Origin of the sequence: Pseudohongiella sp. O18, from assembly GCF_021729085.1 — a bacterium.
Taxonomy (GTDB): domain Bacteria; phylum Pseudomonadota; class Gammaproteobacteria; order Pseudomonadales; family Pseudohongiellaceae; genus Pseudohongiella.
In genome coordinates, this window is record NZ_JAJSAR010000002.1 from 16766 (window position 1) to 36831 (window position 20066).

Below are 20066 nucleotides of genomic sequence, written 5' to 3' on the forward strand. Positions count from 1 at the left end.
TCCGCGTTCTACTTTACACTGTTAACACCATCTGAATGTCTTGTGTTCTGTCTTCGACTGCGCGCCGTCAGCTTGCTCTTCAATGTAGCGGAATTTCTGGATAAAGCTACTGTTACCAGTAGCTTTCATAGCTCAACTGGCCGCGTTTAGTGGGCGTATTGACCGCAAATCCTCTTCCTTCAAGTACGCTGGCTGCATCTTTAACCATACCGGGGTTGCCACACAACATGACGTGGCTGTTGTCAGGGTCAAGAACCAGGCCAATGTGCCGTTCCAGTTCACCACTGCGCAGGCTGTCAGGAATGTGACCGGGCAACGCGCCCAAAACCTTCTCGCGGCTGATAAATGGAACCAGTGCAAAGCGTCCCGGATACTTGGCTTTCAGGCGGTCAAACAGGGCCTGGTACTGGAAATCAGCCTGCACGCGAGCGGCATAGACAAGAATCACTGTTTTGAAGCGAGTCCATATCTCGTCGGTCTGCAACATTGAGACAAATGGCGCCACTCCTGTGCCGGTCGCCATAAGGCACAGTGTTGCGGTATCCGCGACGTTGGATAGTGTCAGAGAACCGGCGGGTTGACGATCGACCCAGACAGTGTCTCCAGGCTGCAGCTGCGACAATCGTCGCGACAGGTCACCTTCGAGCTGTGTATAAAAGAAAAACTCCAGTGGTTGTTCACCCGGGGCACTCAGGATGGAATAGGGCTGGCCGTGTCGCTCGCCATCAATCTCCAGTGCCAGGTTGGTGTACTGGCCTGCCACAAATGGTTCGATATCAGCGTTGATGGTGAGTGAAAACAAGTTATTGGTCCAGTGTGTGACGTTTGCCACTGTGCCGGGAACCCAGTCAGTCATTACGGTGAGCCTGCAAGAGTTGATTTGTCGAGTGATACGATGAAGATCGAACATTGTCTCATAGTTGGAAATATATTGGCACTTGACTGCAGAATTCTATAGTCTGTTGCGATCGACGTGATGCTTGCGCCGGCGCGCTGGGGGCCGCGGTATCAGTGGCACACAGACAGTGATCCGGACAGACTCAGCCCCGACAGAGCAGGCGCAGTCCCAAATAACAAGAGGTGAATAACTTGACTGGCACAACATCAAAACTGCAATTCTGGTTCGACATCCCCCTCTGGAAACGCATCATTCTGGCCTTGGTCCTGGGTGTGGTGGTTGGTGCCATCTGGGGCGAGGGTGCTCAATCCATCCGCTGGATAGGCGATGTGTTCATTCGCCTGATTCAGATGGTTGTTGTGCCGCTGGTATTCATCACCATTGTCGCGGGCATCGTGTCGATGGGAGACCCGCAAAAGCTCGGGTCGCTCGGGGTCAAGACCCTGGCGGTATACATGTTGACCACACTGTTTGCCATCTCGATTGGTCTGGTATTGGCCGCCATTGTTCAGCCAGGGGTTGGTGTTGATCTTTCTGGTGCAGAGCCCGGGGCCCTGCAGGACCCGATCCCGTTGGGGGAGCGACTGATGACCATCATCCCCAGCAACCCGATTGCGGCGCTGGCCGAGGGTAATATCCTGGCGGTGATCTTTTTCGCCCTGCTGTTTGGTATTGGTATCCTGACGGTTGGTAAACCCGCTGAGACGCTGGCGCATGTGATGGATGCCGGCTCTGCTGTGATGTTGAAACTGACGCACTGGGTCATGGAAGTAGCGCCTTTTGGTGTATTTGCATTGATTGCGTGGGTAGCGGGAACACAGGGGGTTGCGGCACTGCTTCAGGTTGTCGGGCTTGCACTGACAGTGACAGTAGCCTGCGTCCTGCAACTGGTGGTTGTGCACGGCGGCTTGATGAAATTTGTGCTGAAGCTGAATCCGCTGGATTTCTTCCGCGGTGCAAAAAACGCAATGCTGGTTGCCTTTTCGACCTCGTCCAGCTCGGCAACGCTGCCGGTGACCATGTCGGTCGCTGAAACCAATCTGGGCATCAGACCCGTGGTGGCATCTACTACATTGCCAATCGGCGCTACCATCAATATGGACGGTTCAGCGCTGTATGTTGGCATCGTGTCGGTATTTGCCGCGCAGGCGTTTGGCGTCAGCCTGGATCTCATGGACTACATGCTGATTGCTGCCACGACCACCCTGGTCTCAATTGGCACGGCCGCAGTGCCAGGTGCCTCCATATTCCTGATGGCGGCCGTGATGGAGACCATCGGGCTGTCACCTGCGCAGATCGCCCTTGTAGTAGGTTTTGTATTGCCCTTTGACAGGCCGCTGGACATGATGCGCACAGCGGTTAACGTGACTGGCGATTTGTCAGTGGCGACGGCAGTTGCGCGCTGGTCAAATGAATTCGATGAGGACATCTTCACGCGCAAGAATCCGGTCTCGCCCGAGAAGATAAAGAAATAGCAGGGCAGGTCTGGACTGTGCTGCTCAGAATGACCAGCTAAGCGTAAGCCCGGCTCTGACATCCTCATCCAGGAAGGCCAGCTCGTTATCTTCCTCGGCATGGGTCAGGATCAGCTGGGCGCGCAGCTCCCAGTCGTCATTAAGGCGATAATCGGCAGCAAGGTTGAGCAGTCCGGCATCGCCGTCAAGCTGGCTCTGCAGGGTAGCTGACAGCGTCAGCTCTTCATTCATTAAGCGATTGCTGTAGCGGACCAGCAGGTCACTGCGGGCCGAATGGCGTGAATCTGTCACCGACTGTCCTGCGCTCGTATCAACTTGATTCAGTTGCTCGATCCTGAGTCCGGCACTTATCTGCTGGGTGGCACTGATGCCATACTCCAGCCCGGTTGAGACGCCCCACAAATCACCAGTGGACAATGCTGGTTGTCCGTCAGCTTCTGCAACGCTTGCCAGAACGCCTTGTGAGTAGGCGACATCAAGCGTCAGCAACAGCATGCCGATCGCCCGGTTGGCGCTGAGTCCCAGCAGATTGTAATCATTGATGTGAACCTGGGCCCGGCCATCGCCGCCAGTGGGCGGTGTATACTGCAAAGGGTTTTCATACAACCGGGCAGCCATGATGGCAACATCACTGCCGGTGAATGATCGGTTCCAGCGGGTGCCCGCTTCGAACAGTGGTTTGTCTCGATGGTAGTGGCCCAATCGAAAAGGTGCTCCTGGAAACAGTGGGCTGTCCTGTACGGGTACCGGATTGAATTCAGGGTAGAGATTGACAAAGCTGGACCAGTTGCCGGCTTGGGAGAAGTGATCCCAGATTCCCAGCCATTGATTGAGCCGGGCGTCTTCAATATCAATGATAGTAAGGTCGCGATACTCGGTGGTATTGATCACATCCAACACCGAATTACCGATAGTCTCACCCCAGACGATAGTCTGCCTGCCAAAAGAGAAACTGTTGCGCTCACCACTACGCTGCACAAAGAGTTCGTTCAGGCGCCACTCCCAGTCGTCGCGGGTCGGGTTGTTGTATTCATAGTCCCCCGGCAGATAGGCGCGAAGCTGAGCGCTGCCCTGCAGTAACCAGCCGGCACGAAACGGATTCTGGTATCTGATATTCAGTGCTGTGCGGTTGTTCTCCAGTCCTCGCGCACGAGTGTCAGTGGTTCCGTCAGGCAGTTGGCGTTGATGGCGGTTGATATGCGCAACGACCTGATGGCTGAGACGGAAGCGAAAATTATCATTGGCATCATCTACAGAGCTGAACAGGTCGTCGTCCTGAAACGCACTGTCGTCAAACACCAGTTCCCCGTCAAACTGTGCAAAAGCAGCTGAGGGCAGATACAGGCAGATAGCCATCGCTGAGCATAACAACTTGCCGGGCATTGTCAGTCTACTTGCTCACGCAGACGGCTCAGTTCAGCTTCGCGGAATGCCACGTCGGTCAGGGTACGTGGGGTTAGAAACTGCTCGGGGATATCGAGCCCGGTGTTGATTTCCAGGATCGCCATATTGGACAGGCGATTGGCCACCAGGTTCATCATGGTTAGAGAACGCGCCACCCAGGTACCGTTTATCTGTTCGACACGCGATGCCATCAGTCGCTTGATTTCCCGTCCCTGGTCGTCATACATGTCGGCACGCAGCACCACAAAGCGTTCTTTGTCGACGTACTGAACAGTGCGGGCATAACGTGTCTTGCGGGCTCGCTCGGCATTGGGAATGGTTTCAATCTTCCAGACATCGCGCCCGGATTCGCTTGTCTCCTCGAGGATCGAAATCTCGTAGTCTTCCAGTTTGCCGGTATCCTGATCCTCAGTAGTAAATTCCGAACCGAAGATGGAGGCGGCCTCGGAATCATCGTCGGAATTGCCACTGGCAATACGTTTTACCTGACCAAGCGCTGAGAGATACAGCCAGGTCTCATTGTCCTGCTCAGGGTCGTCATAGGTGTAACTGAGCATACCCACGCCACGCTCGGCAGGTGGCTCCAGCACGATAGATATGGTCTGCGTGTCACGGTCGTTGGATCCAGTGTTGATGCCGACTGATTCAATGGCCTTGATACGGGGGCGTTCCGCGCAGGTAATCTGGTTGTTCTGGAGCCCAAAACGACAGCTGGAAAGCTGGATCCGATTGAATGCGGCATCGGTTGTGGCGCGCTGGTTCTCCTCAACACGTTCCAGTATCTCTCGCCCCGTCAGTTGTGCCTGGGCGCTGCTCATGGTCACCAGTAATAAGGAGAAGACGGCGAACCAGTATCCCCTGTGAATCTGCCGTGTACCAATCATGCCGTGCTTTCCTCCGCGGGTCTCAATGGAGAATTGAATCCGGCGATGTCGCCCTTCAGGCCGAACCGGGGTTTAAGTATCATCAATAGTGCCGGCAACAGCAGCAGGTCGCATAACAATGCCACCAGGATGGCCAGCGAACCAAACATGCCGATCTTTGCCATGCCAAGGTATTCCGAGAATGATAGAATGGCAAAGCCCAGACCCAGCACCATGGTGGTGAACAGGACCGCACGGCCAACATCATGCACCGTACTCGCCAGTGCTGCCGACATGTCGCGCGTCTTGATAAGTTCGACGCGGTAATGTGTCATGAAGTGGATGGTATCGTCTACCGCAATACCAATGATGACAGGCGCGATCAGGAGAGTGTCGGTATCTAGCGGTATGTCCAGCAGCCCCATCAGGCCGAAGGTCAGCAGTGCAGGGATCAGGTTGGGAATGATGGCAATCAGTCCTGCCTGAACCGAGCCCAGTGTGACAATCATGATGACGCTGATGACAGCCAGCGCAAATAGAAAGCTGCTGTACTGGGACTGCGCAATCTCATCCATGGCCCGCATCATCAGGGGCACAGAGCCAGTGACTGTGACCTGCAGTTCCGGATACTCATCCATCAAGGGCGCAAATACCTGATCGATGTCAGCACTCAGTTCCTCGAAAAACACCTGGTACTGGTAGGAACCCGCATTATAGGCGTTCAGGGTAATGTGGCTACGGCTGTAGTCGTCGGAAACCAGGCTGCGACGCTCTTCCGGATTGGAGCTGTTAAACAGGTACAGCAACTGGGAAATGGTGGTCGCGGAATCCGGGATGGTATGGAAGCCAGGATCATCCTGGTTCATTACCTGATGAGTGTCTTTAACGATATTGGCCAGTGAGTAGGTCCTGGAAATCTGATCCTCGTACTCGGTTTCGACCTGACTCTGAAGCGTGTCGACTGCATCCAGTACTGCCGGTTCCAGCATGCCGTCGCTGATCCCGGTATCAATCATGATGGAGATGGTCTGAGCGCCAGCCATGTGCTCGTCAACTATGTTGTAGGCGATGCGTGGCTCTGAGTCGGCACGGGTCAATTCGGCGACATTGCTGTCAATCTGGACCTGACTGGTGCCGTACATGGATGCCAGAAATACTGCAAGAAATGCGGACAGCACTGTCCACGGGCGTTGTCTTACAAGCGCCGGGCAGGCGGTAAGCAGCTTGTCCTGCCAGCGAATGGCGCAGTAGGTCAGCAGCACGATCAGCAGGATATAGAAAGCCATGGCGGGGCTGGCCAGCAGGGCCAATGCAAGCGTGGCGACCGTCAGTATGCCAATTTGCAGGGGTGCTGGCAGATGCTGCCACCGGGTGCTCAGATTCGACATAAGGCTCGATTTTGCCTGACCCTGAGTCGGCTGGCCCGGGTGCCAGAGGCTTAACAGAATGGGCAACAGGACGATGGTAAAGAAAAACGCCATGAAAACACCAAGCGCAGACATGGCACCAAACACCCGGATGGGCACCAGGTCGGATGTCGTCAGCGCCAGGACGCCTGCCATCGTGGTTAAGGTTGTTACCAGGATTGCCAGCCCGGTCTTGCCATAGGCGCGTGACAAGGCAGCCTCGTGATCCTGTCCAGACTGCCGGTTAGTGAAGTAGGCACTCATGACATGGACGCAGTCAGCAATGCCCACCGCGAAAACCAGCAATACAGTCAGCGTCAGCATGGTCGACAGGGTGATGTTGAACCAGACAGTGAACCCCCAGGTCCAGACAAGGCTGAGCGCGATAGTAATCAGCGACCAGGCCACTGCACTGAATGACCGGAACAGCGATCGCAGCAGGAAAATGAATATGCCAATCATGCCTGCTGCCAGCCACAACATCTGCTGAAGGACCTGGCTGACCCAGGCCATCAATGGTGGATTGCCGGCCGGATAGAAATCCAGCTGCGAATCAAACTCCGCGTATACTTCACGTACTGCGGAGAAAAATTGGTCATAAGCCAGCATGTCGACAGTTTGAAACGGAATTTCATCAACGCTGGCATTCTCGTCAAATTTCAGCTCGAAGCTGTCGGCTCCGGTATCAAAATCACTGAAGAAGTTGCCGAGCTCCACGTCTGCGGCGTTTACTGCCGGCACGTAGTCTTCCGTCGGTTCGGATCCCAGTGTAGTCTGAATTAACAGCGCTCCAAAGCGTGCGTCAGCAGAGTAGAAAGCCAGACGGTAGTCTTCTTCCTGCAATGCGTTCTCGCGAATTGCAGCCAGCGCCTCCGGGTCCTGTGGTATCTGATCGGGTACCAGCCGGTCCGACCGCAGGGTATCGCCCTCCACGCTTTGCACACGCAAGGTGGTTATGGACTGGATGCGTCGGATGCGGCCGAGTTCATTGAGGTCGCTCGAATAGTTGTCAGCGTCCAGGGACTGCCAGTTGCGCAGATTCTCGGTCAGCGCCTGAACGGCGCGCAGCGATTCGTATGAGAAGACGTCGCCATCGCGCGCTTCGTATACCAGGAAAACTGAATCATCACTGCCGAATTGCGTGCGAAACGAGTTGAGGGCCGAGATTGCCGGATCGGTCTGATCCAGAAAGCTGTCCACGCTCATATCGATGCTGGTTCGCGTCGCCATGCTGTAGGCGGCGAACCCCGTAGTCAGCAGCAGGATCACAAGAATCGCCGCACGATAGCGAACGGCGATTAGAGGTGCATTGGCAAAACTACGGCTGAGCACCAGAAGCTTACTTTCCATATTGGAAGCTCCAGTACGCGCTGCTACCGCAAAAAACAGACACGATTCAGTTTAATTTCAGGTTCAGCAGCGGAACACACCGAATGTTTGACGACCTTCCTCGATGGTCGATTCAGGTGTCACCCGGTTACCTCCCATGGCGCCTGCCTCATTGCGTGCCAATATAGTTAACTCTTCCTGGAGTGTATTGGCGCCGCGCTGTACGAAAGCAATATTGTCTGCTGCGTTGACATTGGCAGTACCCAATCGATTGCAATTGCGCACTTCTGATGCTGGCACGACGCTGACACTCTGACCGGCCGCACTGAGTTGGACCCAGTTGCTGCTGCAGGCTGTCATCGCAGCAATAATTGTGACAATTGTCATATGACGAGTGGTTCTGAGGGACATAAAAAGACTCCGCTTGCAAAGGCTGTATTATGACGGGAATTGATGCCTTATCAACTGCTACCCATCGCGAAAGCTGTGCGACAGATCACGTTCTGGCATGCTGCTTATGATACTATCGCGATCAACCAGAAAGAGGGAGAGTTTTAATAATGTCAACTGATCAACAGCAACAGAATCTGACCGGCAAGCAAGTTGTGGTCATCGGCGGAACCTCGGGAATCGGCCTGGCTACGGTGATTGCCGCTGCTGCGCAGGGCGCTAAGGTATGGGCCTGTGGTCGCTCAGCTGAGCACCTGGACAAAGCCAGAGCCGTCGTTGGAGATCGCGTGGAACTGGTACAACTGGATACCCACGACGATGACGGGCTGCGGGCGCTGTTTGAAAAAGTAGGGCAGATAGACCATCTGGTATCAGCTGCCACTGGCGGTACCCGAACGCTTAAACCCTTTATCGAACAGACTGAAGAGCAGTTTCAGGCTGCATTCGGCAAGCTATGGGGTTATGCAAAAGTCGCCCGTATTGGTGCGTCGTATGTGGCCAAAGACGGGTCAATCACGTTTGTCAGCGGCGCCCCAGCTCGGCGTTTCAAACCCAATATGTCAGCGCTCAGCTGTGTCGGCGGAGCGGTTGAGAACATGGTACGTTGTCTTGCCGTAGAACTTAGCCCGGTCCGCGTCAATGTGGTGTCGCCTGGCATCATTGATACTGCGCTGTTTGACTGGATGGGTAACGAGAAAAATGAGCGTGTTGCCGCGATGACACAGGGGCAGCTGGTCAAGCGGATCGGTCGACCGGAGGAGGTCGCCAGCGCGCTTGTTTACCTGATGAATAATCCCTATGCCACCGGCACGACGGTTGATGTCGACGGCGGGCAGTTGTTGAGTTAATTGATATGAGTGATAGCTCCTATAAGTCGGGCGGTACTCAGAGGCCGTCCGAAATGTCCCTGGCTGACGCCATCCGTTCGCGACGCTCGGTGCGAGGCTATCTGCCGGATCTGGTGCCAGATGATGAACTGCAACAGATATTCGAGCTTGCACAATGGGCACCCTCAAACTGCAATGTGCAGCCCTGGAAGGTATATGTGGCATCTGGCGCATTGCGTGACCGCTTGAGCGCAGAGATGCAGCGCCGTGTCCGTGAGGGTGTGCCGCCTGATCCTGATTACGAGTATCGCGGTGATTTTGAAGGTGAATATCGCACGCGACAGGTGGAGTGTGCCGTCGCCCTTTACAGCGAGATGGGCATAGCCCGCAATGACCGTGAAGGTCGTCAGCGCGCCGTGATGCGAAACTTTGAGTTCTTTGATGCTCCGTATATGGCGTTTATTGGTATGGACAAGGCGTTTGGCACCACGGTTGCAATCGACGTGGGCATGTATGCCCAGAATCTGATGTTGACGCTGGTGGCGCACGGTCTGCACAGTTGCCCGATGGGCACGATGCGCAATTACCCTGATCTGGTCCGCGAGGCCTTTGATCTCAGCGAGGACGATCGCATTCTGTTCGGGCTGGCGTTTGGCTACGAGGACACTCAGGTAGCCGCCAATCGCACACGCACCACTCGCGACCCGGTTGCCAGCAGTGTCATAATGCGGTCAGAATAGACGTCGTCTACCGGCGATAAATATAATAACAACAGAGATTCGCGTCGAGGAACCCATGCAAACCAAACCCGTCATCCTGGTCTATGACATCAACAATAAACTCGTTGATGAAGTGGCAGGCGAAATCGGCATCACTGGCAAATTCACCAGTATCAATACCTACAACGAAGCCAATGCCATGGATGCTGTGCGGCAGTACAACCGCGGATTTGGCCTGCTGACCAATAAGCTGGCCTGCATCGTGACGGGCTGGAATCGCCATAAGAAGCCTCGTGACCAGTTTTTGTATCGGTTACGTGAACAGGAGCGTAAAAGTCCTTTCAGGCAGCCAACCCCAGTGGTAATGATCACCGAAGATCATCGTGAGGATCTCAAACGGCGTGCGCTCGACCCCGCCGATGGTAATGTCTGTGCCTATCTGCATGCCGACGACTTCAGGTCGACACTGGCTGGAATACTGCAGCAGATCATAAATGAAGAGAACACCAAAGAACTGAACAGGTTATCGCGCGAGGCGTTTGAGGCAGAGCTGGCCGAGGAGTAATCCCGGGTGTCCAAGTTTGAATTCATCATGATGTTTGTTTCGGTCGTCGTTGCCTTTGCGATGGCCGAACTGCTGATGGGGTGGGGGAAGCTGATCAGAGCCCGCCGGCGGGTCACACGGCCTGGACTTTTGGCGGGATGGTCGGTCTGGCTGTTATTCATCATGACCTACCACTACATGGGATTCTGGGAGTATCAGGCCTACAACTTCACTAAAGTGACGCCCATGCTGCTATTTCTGGCAGCGCCTATCATGATGGTGTTGCTGACCTTCGTGTTGACTCCGGAAATCCGCTTTAACCAGTCGATTGATCTGGAGAAACACTATTTCGAGACCAAGAACTGGTTTTTCATCATGGTCATCATTTTTCTGATTCTCGCGCGCGCCTCAGATCCACTCCTTCCGGATTACGCCGATACCTGGCTGCGACGCATGACGGGCACTATTCTGGTCAGCGCCTCGGTCATACTGCTGCTGTTCACCGATAATCGGCAGATTCACTACATTCTGATGTGGTTTAACCTGGCTTATCTGACACTGGTGTCGAGCATCATTCCAGTGAGTGGGCTGACTGCGTTCTAGGCTGCGGTGGGGAGCCTGATGACCGACGAAAAAAAGCGGGTAGCGACTCAAAGTGCGCTACCCGCTTTTTTATTCGGCCAGGTCGCCGACGTATTCAGTCTGCAGCCGGATAGGATCCGTCGGCATCGTGCACTTCGCGGCCGGTCACCGGTGGGTTGAATACGCAGGCCAGTACCATGTCCTCTGTGCCGCCCGACAGAATGTGTTTGTCGTTCTGGTCCAGTATATACAAGGTGCCAGGTTTGATCTGATGCACTTCGTTTGTGGCAAGATCCTTGATCGAACCATTACCGGATATGCAGTAGACAGACTCCAGATGGTTTTTGTAATGGATAGGGGTTGTGGTCCCTGCAAAGATCGTCGTGATGTGAAACGAAAAACCCATCTTGTCGTCGGCCAGCAGCATGCGCACACTCTGCCAGGTCTCTGACTTGACCAGTCTTTCGCTTTGCTCACAATCTTTCAGTTGTCGTACGATCATTTATAGTTCCTCATGCAATTCGTCGATGAATAAGCCGCTGCGACATCAGATGTTACAGGGCAGTATCTGGAGCCCCTTTTCAGAGGCTCCAGACGATCAGTCGACTTCCATTTTAGGTTTCGATTCAGGCGGGTAGTCCGCGCGGCGAACTATTACGATGCAGCGCTGTGCTCTTTAGCGAGCGTGCTGTGTACTGCTTCTTCAACAATATCGAGACCTTTGTTCAGGTCATCCATTGATATGGTCAAAGGACACAGGCATTTCACAACCTGACTGTCGGCGCCACTGGTCTCAATGACCAGACCTTTATCGAAAGCGTAACGACAGATCTTGCCGGCCAGTTCGCCATCACGGCACTCAAGACCCTGCATGAAGCCACGTCCCTTGGCTTTGATCAGCGACTTCTCATAACCATTGGCAATCTTGCGAAGACGCATGGTCATGTGCTCGATCTTGGTTTTCAGTTCTTTCTCGAACTTGTCGTCAGACCAGAATCGCTCAAGCGCAGCGGCTGCAGTCACAAATGCGTGGTTGTTACCACGGAATGTGCCGTTGTGCTCGCCTGGCTTCCAGGTGTCGTACTCCGGTTTGATCAAGGTTACTGCGAATGGCAGACCATAACCGCTCAGGGACTTGGACATGGTCACCAGGTCGGGCTTGATGCCGGATTCCTCAAAGCTGAAGAATTTGCCCGAACGTCCACAGCCTGACTGAATGTCATCAACAATCAGGATGATGTCGTGCTTGCGACAGATTTTCTCAATCGCCTGCAACCACTCGCTGCTGGCAGTGTTCAGACCGCCTTCACCCTGAATGGTTTCCAGCATGATGGCTGCCGGTTTGTCCAGGCCACTGGATGAGTCTTCCAGCATATTCTCCAGCAGCTTGATGGTGTCCAGGTCCTCGCCCATATAACCGGCGTAAGGTACGTGGGAAACTCCACCCAGCGGTATGCCGGCAGCGTCACGGTGATGCGAATTACCAGTCGCCGCCATTGAACCAAGCGAAACACCATGGAAGCCATTGGTGAACGCCACGATGTTATGACGGCCAGTCACGTTACGGGCGATTTTCATCGCTGCCTCTACGGCGTTGGTACCGGTCGGTCCTGTAAACTGAACCATGTACTCCAGACCGCGAGGCTTGAAAATATAGTTGTTCAGGTTCTCCAGAAACTGCTTCTTGGCGCTGGTGTGCATGTCCAGACCATGCGTAATGCCATCTTTCTCGATGTACTCCAGCAGTTTGGCCTTCAATGTATCGTTGTTGTGGCCGTAGTTAAGCGTGCCGGCACCGGCAAGAAAGTCCAGGTAGGCATTGCCTTCTGTATCGTAAAGATAAGAACCTTTCGCGCGCTCAAATATAACCGGGAAGGCGCGCGCGTAACTTTGAACTTCTGACTCAATGTCATTAAAAATGTTGGTCATGATGTTTCTCCCTGGTTGTTGGCCGCTGCGAATGGGCCAATTCTAAGTTTGAATTCGGTGTCGTGAAGATTAAGAAAGTGCTCCTCACGGTCGAACATTACGGACTCATTGATTTCGCATTCACGCCGCCGCGCCAGTGACGCAAACATGGCGCGAGAGGCTGCGTTATCTTCAGTTACGGTAGTCTCCACATATTGGACCGCTTTGCAGCTGTCGCGTTCCAGGATGTGATTAAGCATTTTGCTGGCCAGACCCCGTTTCTGGGCAACCGTGTCGACAGCAACCTGCCACACAAACAGTGTGTCCGGCTGCTCTGGTGGAATGTAGGCAGTCACTACGCCTACGACGTCCTCGCCCATGGTGGCTACCACGCTGGTTTGCGCAAAATGTGTGCAAATGGCCAGATAACAATACAGCGAGTTATCGTCCAGGAACGCACTTTTGCGAATCAGATTGTGGACCGGCGCACCGTCGGTGGCCTTTGGAGGGCGAAGCTGAATATCTTGATTTGTGTCGGGTCTTTCTTGAAGCGCTGGCGCTTCTTGAAAAGTATTCATAACAAGTTTTGTGTCTCGTTTTTGAATCTCGGATTTAAGCTCGTGGCTTTGGTGAATGCTTCATAATTTTTTGTTATTGATTTTGAAAGCGTGATAATTATAACAAAACGATCAGGTAAGGCCAACCCGCAATCCAAAGTGCTGAGCCGGCGAGGATGTTTATCGAAAAGTTACAGTGATTCCGTGTGAATTCGCAGTCGAAAAAAAAAGCGACCCATCAGCATGATGGATCGCTTTTTCTTTTGGGGGTTTGAACAAGCGCCTCAATCAGCGCGTGTTGCTCCTCATGGTAGCGCCAGAGCCACCAGTTCGGCAGGACCGTTACCGCTGACCGCCATCACGATGTACTGCTTGCCGTTCTGTACATAGGTCATCGGCAATCCAGTCTGGGACGCTGGAAGGTCTATCTCCGCGAGGATTGCGCCGGTTGTTTTGTCATGCGCGCGGAATACCGGGTTGCCACCCTGACCTTCACCGGCGAACAGCAGGCTCTTGGTTACCAGCAGGCCAGCACGTGTGGGGATACCCGTACGATCCAGCTCAACGCCTTCGAGCAGCGGGTGATTCTTTATGCGCTCGGGCGTGTCGGCGTTGGCCATGGTCCATTCAATATCGCCCTCATTCAGGTCGATGGCCGTGATCCGGCCCCATGGTGGCTGCACGATGGGCAGGCCGTCCACGTTAGGTGAGCGGGCAGGACCCTGGATCCAGTCTGTGGTGGAGAACTCTGCACCAGGGACCAGAGACAACACGGCTACCGCTGTATGAGAAGCGACGTACAACATGCCGGTTTCCGGATCGTAAACCCCACCTTCCCAGTTGGTGCCACCCAGCGTGCCGGGCAGGCTCAGGGTGCCAATTGTTCCGTCTTCTGCATTAGCCAGTGACGGTGGCTGGTACAGTGGCCCCATGCGATAAGGTTTGACCGCTTCTTTGGCGCGGGCAAATATTTCCGGAGTGAAGTTCACCAGATCTTCTTCTGAAATGCCCTGACGATCGTAAGCCGGTGGCTTGGTCGGGAAGGGCTGGGTTGGTGATGTCCACTCACCCGGCACGTCAGTCTGTGGTACTGGTCGCTCTTCCATCTCCCAGATCGGCTCGCCGGTTTCACGATTCAACACGTAGGCAAACGACTGTTTGGTCAGCTGCACCAGGGCCTTGGTCCCGTCGGGAAGATCGGCAAGGATAGGTGCCGTGGGAGTGTCATAGTCCCAGATGTCATGGCGCAGGTGCTGGAAGTACCACTTGCGCTCACCGGTACGGTAATCAACCGCCACGACAGAACCGGTAAACAGGTTGGTGCCCGGGCGGCCGCCACCAAAACGGTCACCGGTGCCAGATTCTACTGGCAGGTAGACCAGACCAAGATCGGTATCGGCCGACATGGAGGTCCAGACGCCACCATTACCAGTCATCAGGGCTGAATCGTTCAACCAGGTTTCGTAACCTTCCTCACCGGGTTTGGGGATGTTGCGGTGTGTCCACAACAACTCGCCAGTGTGAATGTCAAAAGCGCGTACGTCACCCTTGACGTTATCAGCGTGAGGCGGGCGCATGCTCACCTGGTGGGCTGCACCAACTACCAGTACATCGTCGATGACCAGCGGCGGGAAGGTCAGGGTAATGTCTCGATCGTCGCGCACATCACTGAAGCGCATGCCATCCATCAGGTCCAGAATGCCACCATCTGCGAAGGACTCCAGCGGCAAGCCAGTGCTGGCGTCCAGTGCGGCCAGGTAATAGCCAGGCGTGACCACAAAAATGACTTCCTGATCACCATCTGTCCAGTAGGCAACACCTTTGCCTGAGTTCTTGCGAGGAGAGTCTTCAAAGCGCTGACCTTCCTGCGGACGCCACATCCACAGCGTCTGGCCGGATTCTGCGTCAATGGCTACCACATTACGGGTTGTGCCAGCGGTTGCATACAGAACGCCATTGGCCATGATGGGTGTGGTGACACTCAGACCCTCGGGGCGGGGGCCAAAGTTGTCTGCTTTCCAGCGCCAGGCAATCTCCAGCTCGCCGACGTTATCGGCATTGATCTGCTCTAATGGCGCGTAGCGGTTGGCATTCAGGCCGCCAAACATGCTGGTCCAGGCGTAATATTCCGGGCCGGTATTCTCGCTACCCTGTTCAATATTGACAGACGCCAGCTCAGTCACTGTCAATCCGGCGATCGGCGCGTTCACGCGGCCCATCTGCATGACATGCGCTGTCAGGTCCAGGTACTGTTCCGGGCTCAGTGAGCCGGGTGTCTCGGCAGGCATGGTTGCCATTATCGCTGCGTAAAGCTCACTGGCAGGGCGGTCTAGCCAGCGATTGGCAATACGCATCTCAATGTCAGCCTGCACATGGCAACGGGCGCATTCCGACTGGAAAAGTTCCGAGCCGCGCTCTACCGATGCGGTCTGTGCCTGCGCATTGATCGCAGCAATAAGTGGCAAAAACATGATTAGGAATACTCTAACCACAGGTATTCTCCTCTGTGAGTATGGGTCTGAACAGTTGGATTATTTTTATTAGAAGGGAATCTAGGGGAACCGATAGTAGCGCGTTTGCCAAACCCAAGGAAGCTCCGGCCTGCAACAGAACGTGACAGTGAACGGGTTCATGATTTGACGCGTATCTACGGCAAATTCCTGAAGTCAGGCGAAAACTGAATAGAACTACGTCCGGCTTCGTTAACATGAGACAGGACTTACACAAGTTTTATTCCAAGACCGTGACAGGCCTGATAATCTGACAGTAATAGAGCCTGCGAGTGGCGGGTGCGATCGGCCAGAGAGTGAGTACGATCAGACACAGAAAAAGAAGACGGATGATGGGAGGCACAAAAATGAACATGAATCAGGGGCGATTATCCAAGACAGCGCTGGTTGCGGCTTTACCAGCCGGGTTCTCGGGCATGTTCAGCCGTCTGGCGGTTATGGCGGCGTGTGTGGGCGTGCTGCAGGCCTGCGCCGTCAATCCGGTAACCGGGGATCGCGAGCTCACGCTGGTATCCGAACGGGAAGAAGTGGCGATAGGGCAGGAGAATTATGGTCCTACCCAGCAAAGCCAGGGCGGAGAGTTCAAGATTGACCCCGAGTTGACCGCATACGTCAGTGAGGTGGGACAGCGCGTTGCCAGACACAGTCCACGCCAGCTGCCCTATGAATTTGTGGTACTCAATAACTCTGTCCCCAATGCCTGGGCGCTGCCCGGTGGCAAGATTGCCGTCAATCGCGGCCTGCTGTATGAAATGGATAGCGAGGCCGAACTGGCAGCAGTGCTGGGGCATGAAGTGGTGCATGCTGCAGCCAGGCATGGCGCGCAGTCCATGGAAAGAGGTGTTCTTTTGCAGGGCGCATTGGCTGTTACTGCCATCGCCGCCAGCGATAACGCTTATGCTGGTGCCATTGTAGGCGGTGCCTCGTTAGGTGCCCAATTGATCAGCCAGAGTTATGGTCGTGAGGCGGAGCGGGAAGCGGACCTGTACGGCACACGCTATCTGGCCCAGGCCGGTTACGACCCTGAGGCCGCAGTTCGCCTGCAGGAAACCTTTGTCCGCCTCTCCGAGGGGCGCACAGAGCAGGGTTGGTTGCAGGGCCTGTTTGCCAGTCACCCACCGTCTCAGGAACGGGTGCAGAACAACCGCCAGCTGGTCGCGCAATTGCGCGCTGAAGGTTATACCGGCGGTGAGCAGGGCGAACAGCGTTACCAGCAGCAAATGGCCTTCCTGCGGGAAACAAAGCCCGCTTACGACGCATTTGATGAGGCCATGACGCTGGTCCGGGACGATCGTGTTGAAGACGCTCAGCAAAAACTGGATGACGCCATCGCGATGCTACCGCAGGAGGCACGGTTTCATGGTTTGAATGGTGACATCGCCCTGATGCAGCGTCGCTACAGTGCAGCCATTGATCATTACAACAGCGCGCTGGCTCGGGACGATGCCTATTTCGACTATTACCTTGGCCGGGGCCTGGCTTTCGCCCGGCAGGGTAATCGCAGCCGAGCCCAGGCTGATTTGCAGGCCAGCGTTGAGCTGCTGCCAACGGCGCTGGCCATGAATGAGCTTGGTACCATGGCGCTGGCTGATAACAACCGTAATGCCGCCAAGCAGTATTTTCAGCAGGCGGCCTCAGCACCCGGCAGCATCGGTGAATCTGCCCGTTCGGCCTTCCTGCGGCTGGATGTGGCTGACAACCCGGCCAACTATCTGCAGACATCTGCCTACGTCAGCAATGACGGTCGTGTGATGGTGCGAGTGGGTAATGCTGCACCGATGACTATCACACAGGCCTCAGTGGAGCTGCAGGCCAGTGTGGGACGTGAGCGAGTGCGGCGAGTCGTGGACGTTCGCAACCTGTCCGCTGGTGATGCACGAGACTATGATTCCGGGCTGGTGTTGCCGGCCGACGTTCCGCCTCAGGCGGTGCAGGCCCAGGTGCTGGTGCGCAGCGCCGCTGTAAATTGAGAAAGAAGATGCTGAGTCGGACGAAAATGTTCTCTGAGTCGTGGTTCCGCTCCACACGAGTTATCGCGTTGACATTGGCTGTGTTAATAGTCGGTGCATTGCTGACAATTCTGTCATGGCAAGGAGCCATACGTGCCGTTAACCTGGAAGACCAGGATCGCTTCGAAGAGGAAACCGGCGAGAGCCTGGAGCTAATCCAGGAGCGCATGGAGACCTATGGTCAGGTGATCCGTGGACTGAAAGGTCTATTTGTTGCTTCCAATCGTGTCGATCGCGAGGAGTTCCGCAATTACGCCAACGAGCTGGCTCTAGATGAAAACTACCCAGGCATTCTGGGTATCGCATTCGCGCTGGACCTAGAGCCAGAGAGACTCGATGCGCATATCGAGCAAGTCCAGGAGAGCGGTTTCCCATTTTATTCGGTTCACCCGGCGGGTGACCGTGATCGATATACATCGATAGTTTTTATCGAGCCGTTTAGCGGCAACAACCTGAATGCCTTTGGCTATGACATGTACTCTGAACAGGTCAGGCGCGAGGCGATGGATCAGTCACAAGTCAGTGGTGAATTGACGCTTTCGGGCAAAGTCAGCCTGGTTCAGGACGCAGATCGTGGTCCCATTGCTGGCGTGCTGTTGTATTTGCCGGTCTACGAACGGGAAGTCGGCCTGGCCGCGGCGAGCTCCAGCAATATCTATGGTTGGGTGTATGCACCGTTTAGCATGGATATCCTGATGGAGGGTATACGCCTGAATGAATCCCCAATTGCTTTCAGTGTTTACGATGGCCCTGACATGAATGAAGGGGCCTTGCTCTATTCGACCATTGACGATAGTGATTTTGTGCCGGAGTGGACTTTTTCGCGCACTGAGCAATTGAGAATCTCACAGCGGATCTGGACGGTGAGGTTTCTGGCAGACGACAGTTTTATTCAAGACCATCAGGGCGCTGAGCCTGAGGTTGTTATGTTCGTTGGTGGGTTGTTGACAGCGCTGCTGACAATACTGGTCTGGTCTCTGGCATCTGGCAGAGAAAGGGCTGAAGCCCGGGCGGCAGTCATCAATCGCGAGCTTTCTGAAACAGAGTTTCGCTGGAAGTCTGCACTATCTGGCGCTGGTCACGGGGTCTGGGACTGGAACAACCTGACCAATGAGGTCAACTATAATAAAGAATGGAAATCCATGCTTGGCTACACCGAGGACGAAGTAAAAAACGAGTTTTCGGAATGGCGGCGCCTGGTCCACCCAGAGGACCTGGAAAATGCAGAGGCCGCAGTTGCAGATTTTATTGACGGCAAGACATCGACTTACAGTGTGCAACATCGAATGCTTGCACGAGATGGCAGTTGGCGCTGGATTCTGACCAAGGGTGCAATCGTTGCCAGAGACAATGAGGGTAATGCAGCGCGGACAATTGGCACCCATACTGACATTGACCGGCAGAAAAAGCTTGAGCTGGCGCTCAGTGAGAGTGATCAGCGCTTCCGTGGTGCATTTGGAACTGCAGCGATCGGCATGGCGCTGGTGGGCCTGCAGGGTGAGTGGCTGGAAGTAAACCAGGCATTGCTGGACATGCTGGGATACGAAGAAGGTGAATTATTAAAGCTGACGTTTCAGGATATCACCCATCCTGAAGATCTCGACCGGGACATGGAGTTGCTAAATGCGTTGGTCGCGGGAAAGATACCCAGTTACCAGATGGAAAAACGCTATTTCTGCAAGGATGGCTCCCAGATATGGATCGTACTGAGTGTGTCGTTGGTCAGGGACGCGAACGGCAATCCATTGCACTTCGTCTCCCAGATAGAAAATATTACCGATCGCAAAGAACTGGCAAAAAAAGTGGCCTATCAGGCAAGTCACGACGATCTCACCGACTTGCCTAACCGTAGACTTCTTCAGCAGAGACTAGCTCAAACTATCGCTCTATGCCGGCGCCACAAACGCAAGTTTGCGCTTATGTTTATCGATGTTGACCACTTTAAGCAGGTTAATGATCAGTACGGGCATGATGTAGGAGATGAGCTGCTAAAGTGGATCGCAAAACAATTAGGCGACAGCGTTCGTGCCAGTGACACATTGGCGAGACAGGGTGGCGACGAGTTTGTTCTGCTGCTGGCTGAAATCAGCTCTGCTGAGGATGCCGAGCTGGTCGCACGAAAGGTGTTTTATGCCATTCGAGAGCCCTTCGATACAGGGTTACAGCAATTCAAGGTCTCGTTAAGCGTTGGTGTCGTTATCTTCGATCCGAATGATCCAGACTCGGCCGAGGAATTACTGCGAAAAGCGGATATTGCGCTATACCAGGTAAAACGCGGCGGTCGCAACCATTACCGAGTGTATAAGCCCGAAGACGAACAATCTGCATAATGACAGGTGACCTTCGCATTTGATCACTATATAATGCCGCCCCACGTAACCACTGCAGGTGACAGTGATTAAAATAAAACACCAAAAGTTATGCACCCGTAGCTCAGCTGGATAGAGTAGGTGGCTTCGAACCACTTGGTCGGGAGTTCGAATCTCTCCGGGTGCGCCAATATTTCCTTTTATAACAATGGTTTGAAATCCTTTAGGTAGACTGTCCTCGGGTTTGAAACCGTTAGAATGCGGGAGTTTGCGGGA

16 protein-coding genes and 1 tRNA gene are annotated in these 20066 nt (G+C 54.4%); 8 read left to right on the top strand and 9 right to left on the bottom strand.

Annotation, left to right across the window (positions count from 1 at the left end; all coding sequences use genetic code 11):
• Positions 1–112: 112 nt before the first annotated feature.
• A complete protein-coding gene (locus LVD14_RS07385) occupies positions 113–856 on the bottom strand; it encodes a ferredoxin--NADP reductase (RefSeq protein WP_237133453.1) in 744 nt (247 codons plus the stop codon).
• A 233-nt stretch (positions 857–1089) separates the two neighbouring features.
• Between LVD14_RS07385 and LVD14_RS07390 the strand changes: the two genes are divergently transcribed.
• Positions 1090–2373, top strand: coding sequence for a dicarboxylate/amino acid:cation symporter (locus LVD14_RS07390; RefSeq protein WP_237133454.1), 1284 nt, complete (start codon positions 1090–1092; stop codon positions 2371–2373).
• A gap of 24 nt (positions 2374–2397) precedes the next feature.
• Here LVD14_RS07390 and LVD14_RS07395 read toward each other — a convergent pair whose 3' ends face one another.
• The 4 genes from LVD14_RS07395 to LVD14_RS07410 all read right to left on the bottom strand — a co-directional run bounded on the left by LVD14_RS07395 (position 2398) and on the right by LVD14_RS07410 (position 7786).
• Complete coding sequence (locus tag LVD14_RS07395; protein ID WP_237133455.1) at positions 2398–3756, bottom strand: hypothetical protein; 1359 nt, start codon at positions 3754–3756, stop codon at positions 2398–2400.
• A gap of 2 nt (positions 3757–3758) precedes the next feature.
• A complete protein-coding gene (locus LVD14_RS07400) occupies positions 3759–4661 on the bottom strand; it encodes an outer membrane lipoprotein-sorting protein (RefSeq protein WP_237133456.1) in 903 nt (300 codons plus the stop codon).
• Positions 4658–7396: an efflux RND transporter permease subunit gene (locus LVD14_RS07405; protein ID WP_237133457.1), complete on the bottom strand. Its 2739-nt coding sequence runs from the start codon at positions 7394–7396 to the stop codon at positions 4658–4660. The genes LVD14_RS07400 and LVD14_RS07405 overlap by 4 nt, the downstream gene beginning before the upstream one ends.
• A 63-nt stretch (positions 7397–7459) precedes the next feature.
• Positions 7460–7786 (bottom strand): DUF4156 domain-containing protein, encoded by a 327-nt coding sequence (locus LVD14_RS07410; protein ID WP_237133458.1) that lies wholly within the window; start codon positions 7784–7786, stop codon positions 7460–7462.
• Positions 7787–7935: 149 nt separating this feature from the next.
• Here LVD14_RS07410 and LVD14_RS07415 point away from each other — a divergent pair, with 149 nt between their 5' ends.
• From LVD14_RS07415 to LVD14_RS07430, 4 genes are read left to right on the top strand one after another with little or no spacing between them, the layout of a single operon-like run.
• Positions 7936–8673 carry an SDR family oxidoreductase gene (locus LVD14_RS07415; RefSeq protein WP_237133459.1) on the top strand — a complete coding sequence of 246 codons (738 nt, stop codon included), beginning with the start codon at positions 7936–7938 and terminating at the stop codon, positions 8671–8673.
• A gap of 53 nt (positions 8674–8726) precedes the next feature.
• Positions 8727–9392 (top strand): nitroreductase, encoded by a 666-nt coding sequence (locus LVD14_RS07420; RefSeq protein WP_237133460.1) that lies wholly within the window; start codon positions 8727–8729, stop codon positions 9390–9392.
• Positions 9393–9447: 55 nt separating this feature from the next.
• Entirely contained in the window at positions 9448–9936 is a 489-nt protein-coding gene (locus LVD14_RS07425; RefSeq protein ID WP_237133461.1) for a hypothetical protein, read from the top strand.
• A gap of 6 nt (positions 9937–9942) precedes the next feature.
• Positions 9943–10518, top strand: coding sequence for a hypothetical protein (locus LVD14_RS07430; protein WP_237133462.1), 576 nt, complete (start codon positions 9943–9945; stop codon positions 10516–10518).
• A 94-nt stretch (positions 10519–10612) separates the two neighbouring features.
• Here the strand turns inward: LVD14_RS07430 and LVD14_RS07435 are convergent, their stop codons facing one another.
• The 4 genes from LVD14_RS07435 to LVD14_RS07450 form a co-directional block, all read right to left on the bottom strand.
• The gene (locus LVD14_RS07435; protein WP_237133463.1) at positions 10613–10999 is read right to left on the bottom strand and encodes an ectoine synthase; all 387 of its coding nucleotides are present in this window, start codon (positions 10997–10999) and stop codon (positions 10613–10615) included.
• A 152-nt stretch (positions 11000–11151) separates the two neighbouring features.
• A complete protein-coding gene (ectB, locus tag LVD14_RS07440; protein ID WP_237133464.1) occupies positions 11152–12426 on the bottom strand; it encodes a diaminobutyrate--2-oxoglutarate transaminase in 1275 nt (424 codons plus the stop codon).
• Positions 12423–12983 carry a diaminobutyrate acetyltransferase gene (ectA, locus tag LVD14_RS07445; RefSeq protein WP_237133465.1) on the bottom strand — a complete coding sequence of 187 codons (561 nt, stop codon included), beginning with the start codon at positions 12981–12983 and terminating at the stop codon, positions 12423–12425. Before ectA ends, ectB begins: the two co-directional genes overlap by 4 nt.
• A gap of 284 nt (positions 12984–13267) precedes the next feature.
• Positions 13268–15433 carry a PQQ-binding-like beta-propeller repeat protein gene (locus tag LVD14_RS07450; protein WP_237133466.1) on the bottom strand — a complete coding sequence of 722 codons (2166 nt, stop codon included), beginning with the start codon at positions 15431–15433 and terminating at the stop codon, positions 13268–13270.
• A gap of 386 nt (positions 15434–15819) precedes the next feature.
• Between LVD14_RS07450 and LVD14_RS07455 the strand changes: the two genes are divergently transcribed.
• From LVD14_RS07455 to LVD14_RS07465, 3 genes are all read left to right on the top strand, one after another.
• Entirely contained in the window at positions 15820–17442 is a 1623-nt protein-coding gene (locus LVD14_RS07455) for a M48 family metalloprotease (RefSeq protein WP_237133468.1), read from the top strand.
• Positions 17443–17450: 8 nt separating this feature from the next.
• Positions 17451–19811: a CHASE domain-containing protein gene (locus LVD14_RS07460; protein ID WP_237133469.1), complete on the top strand. Its 2361-nt coding sequence runs from the start codon at positions 17451–17453 to the stop codon at positions 19809–19811.
• Positions 19812–19903: 92 nt separating this feature from the next.
• Positions 19904–19980: transfer RNA gene (locus tag LVD14_RS07465), tRNA-Arg, on the top strand.
• The last annotated feature ends 86 nt before the right edge of the window (positions 19981–20066 follow it).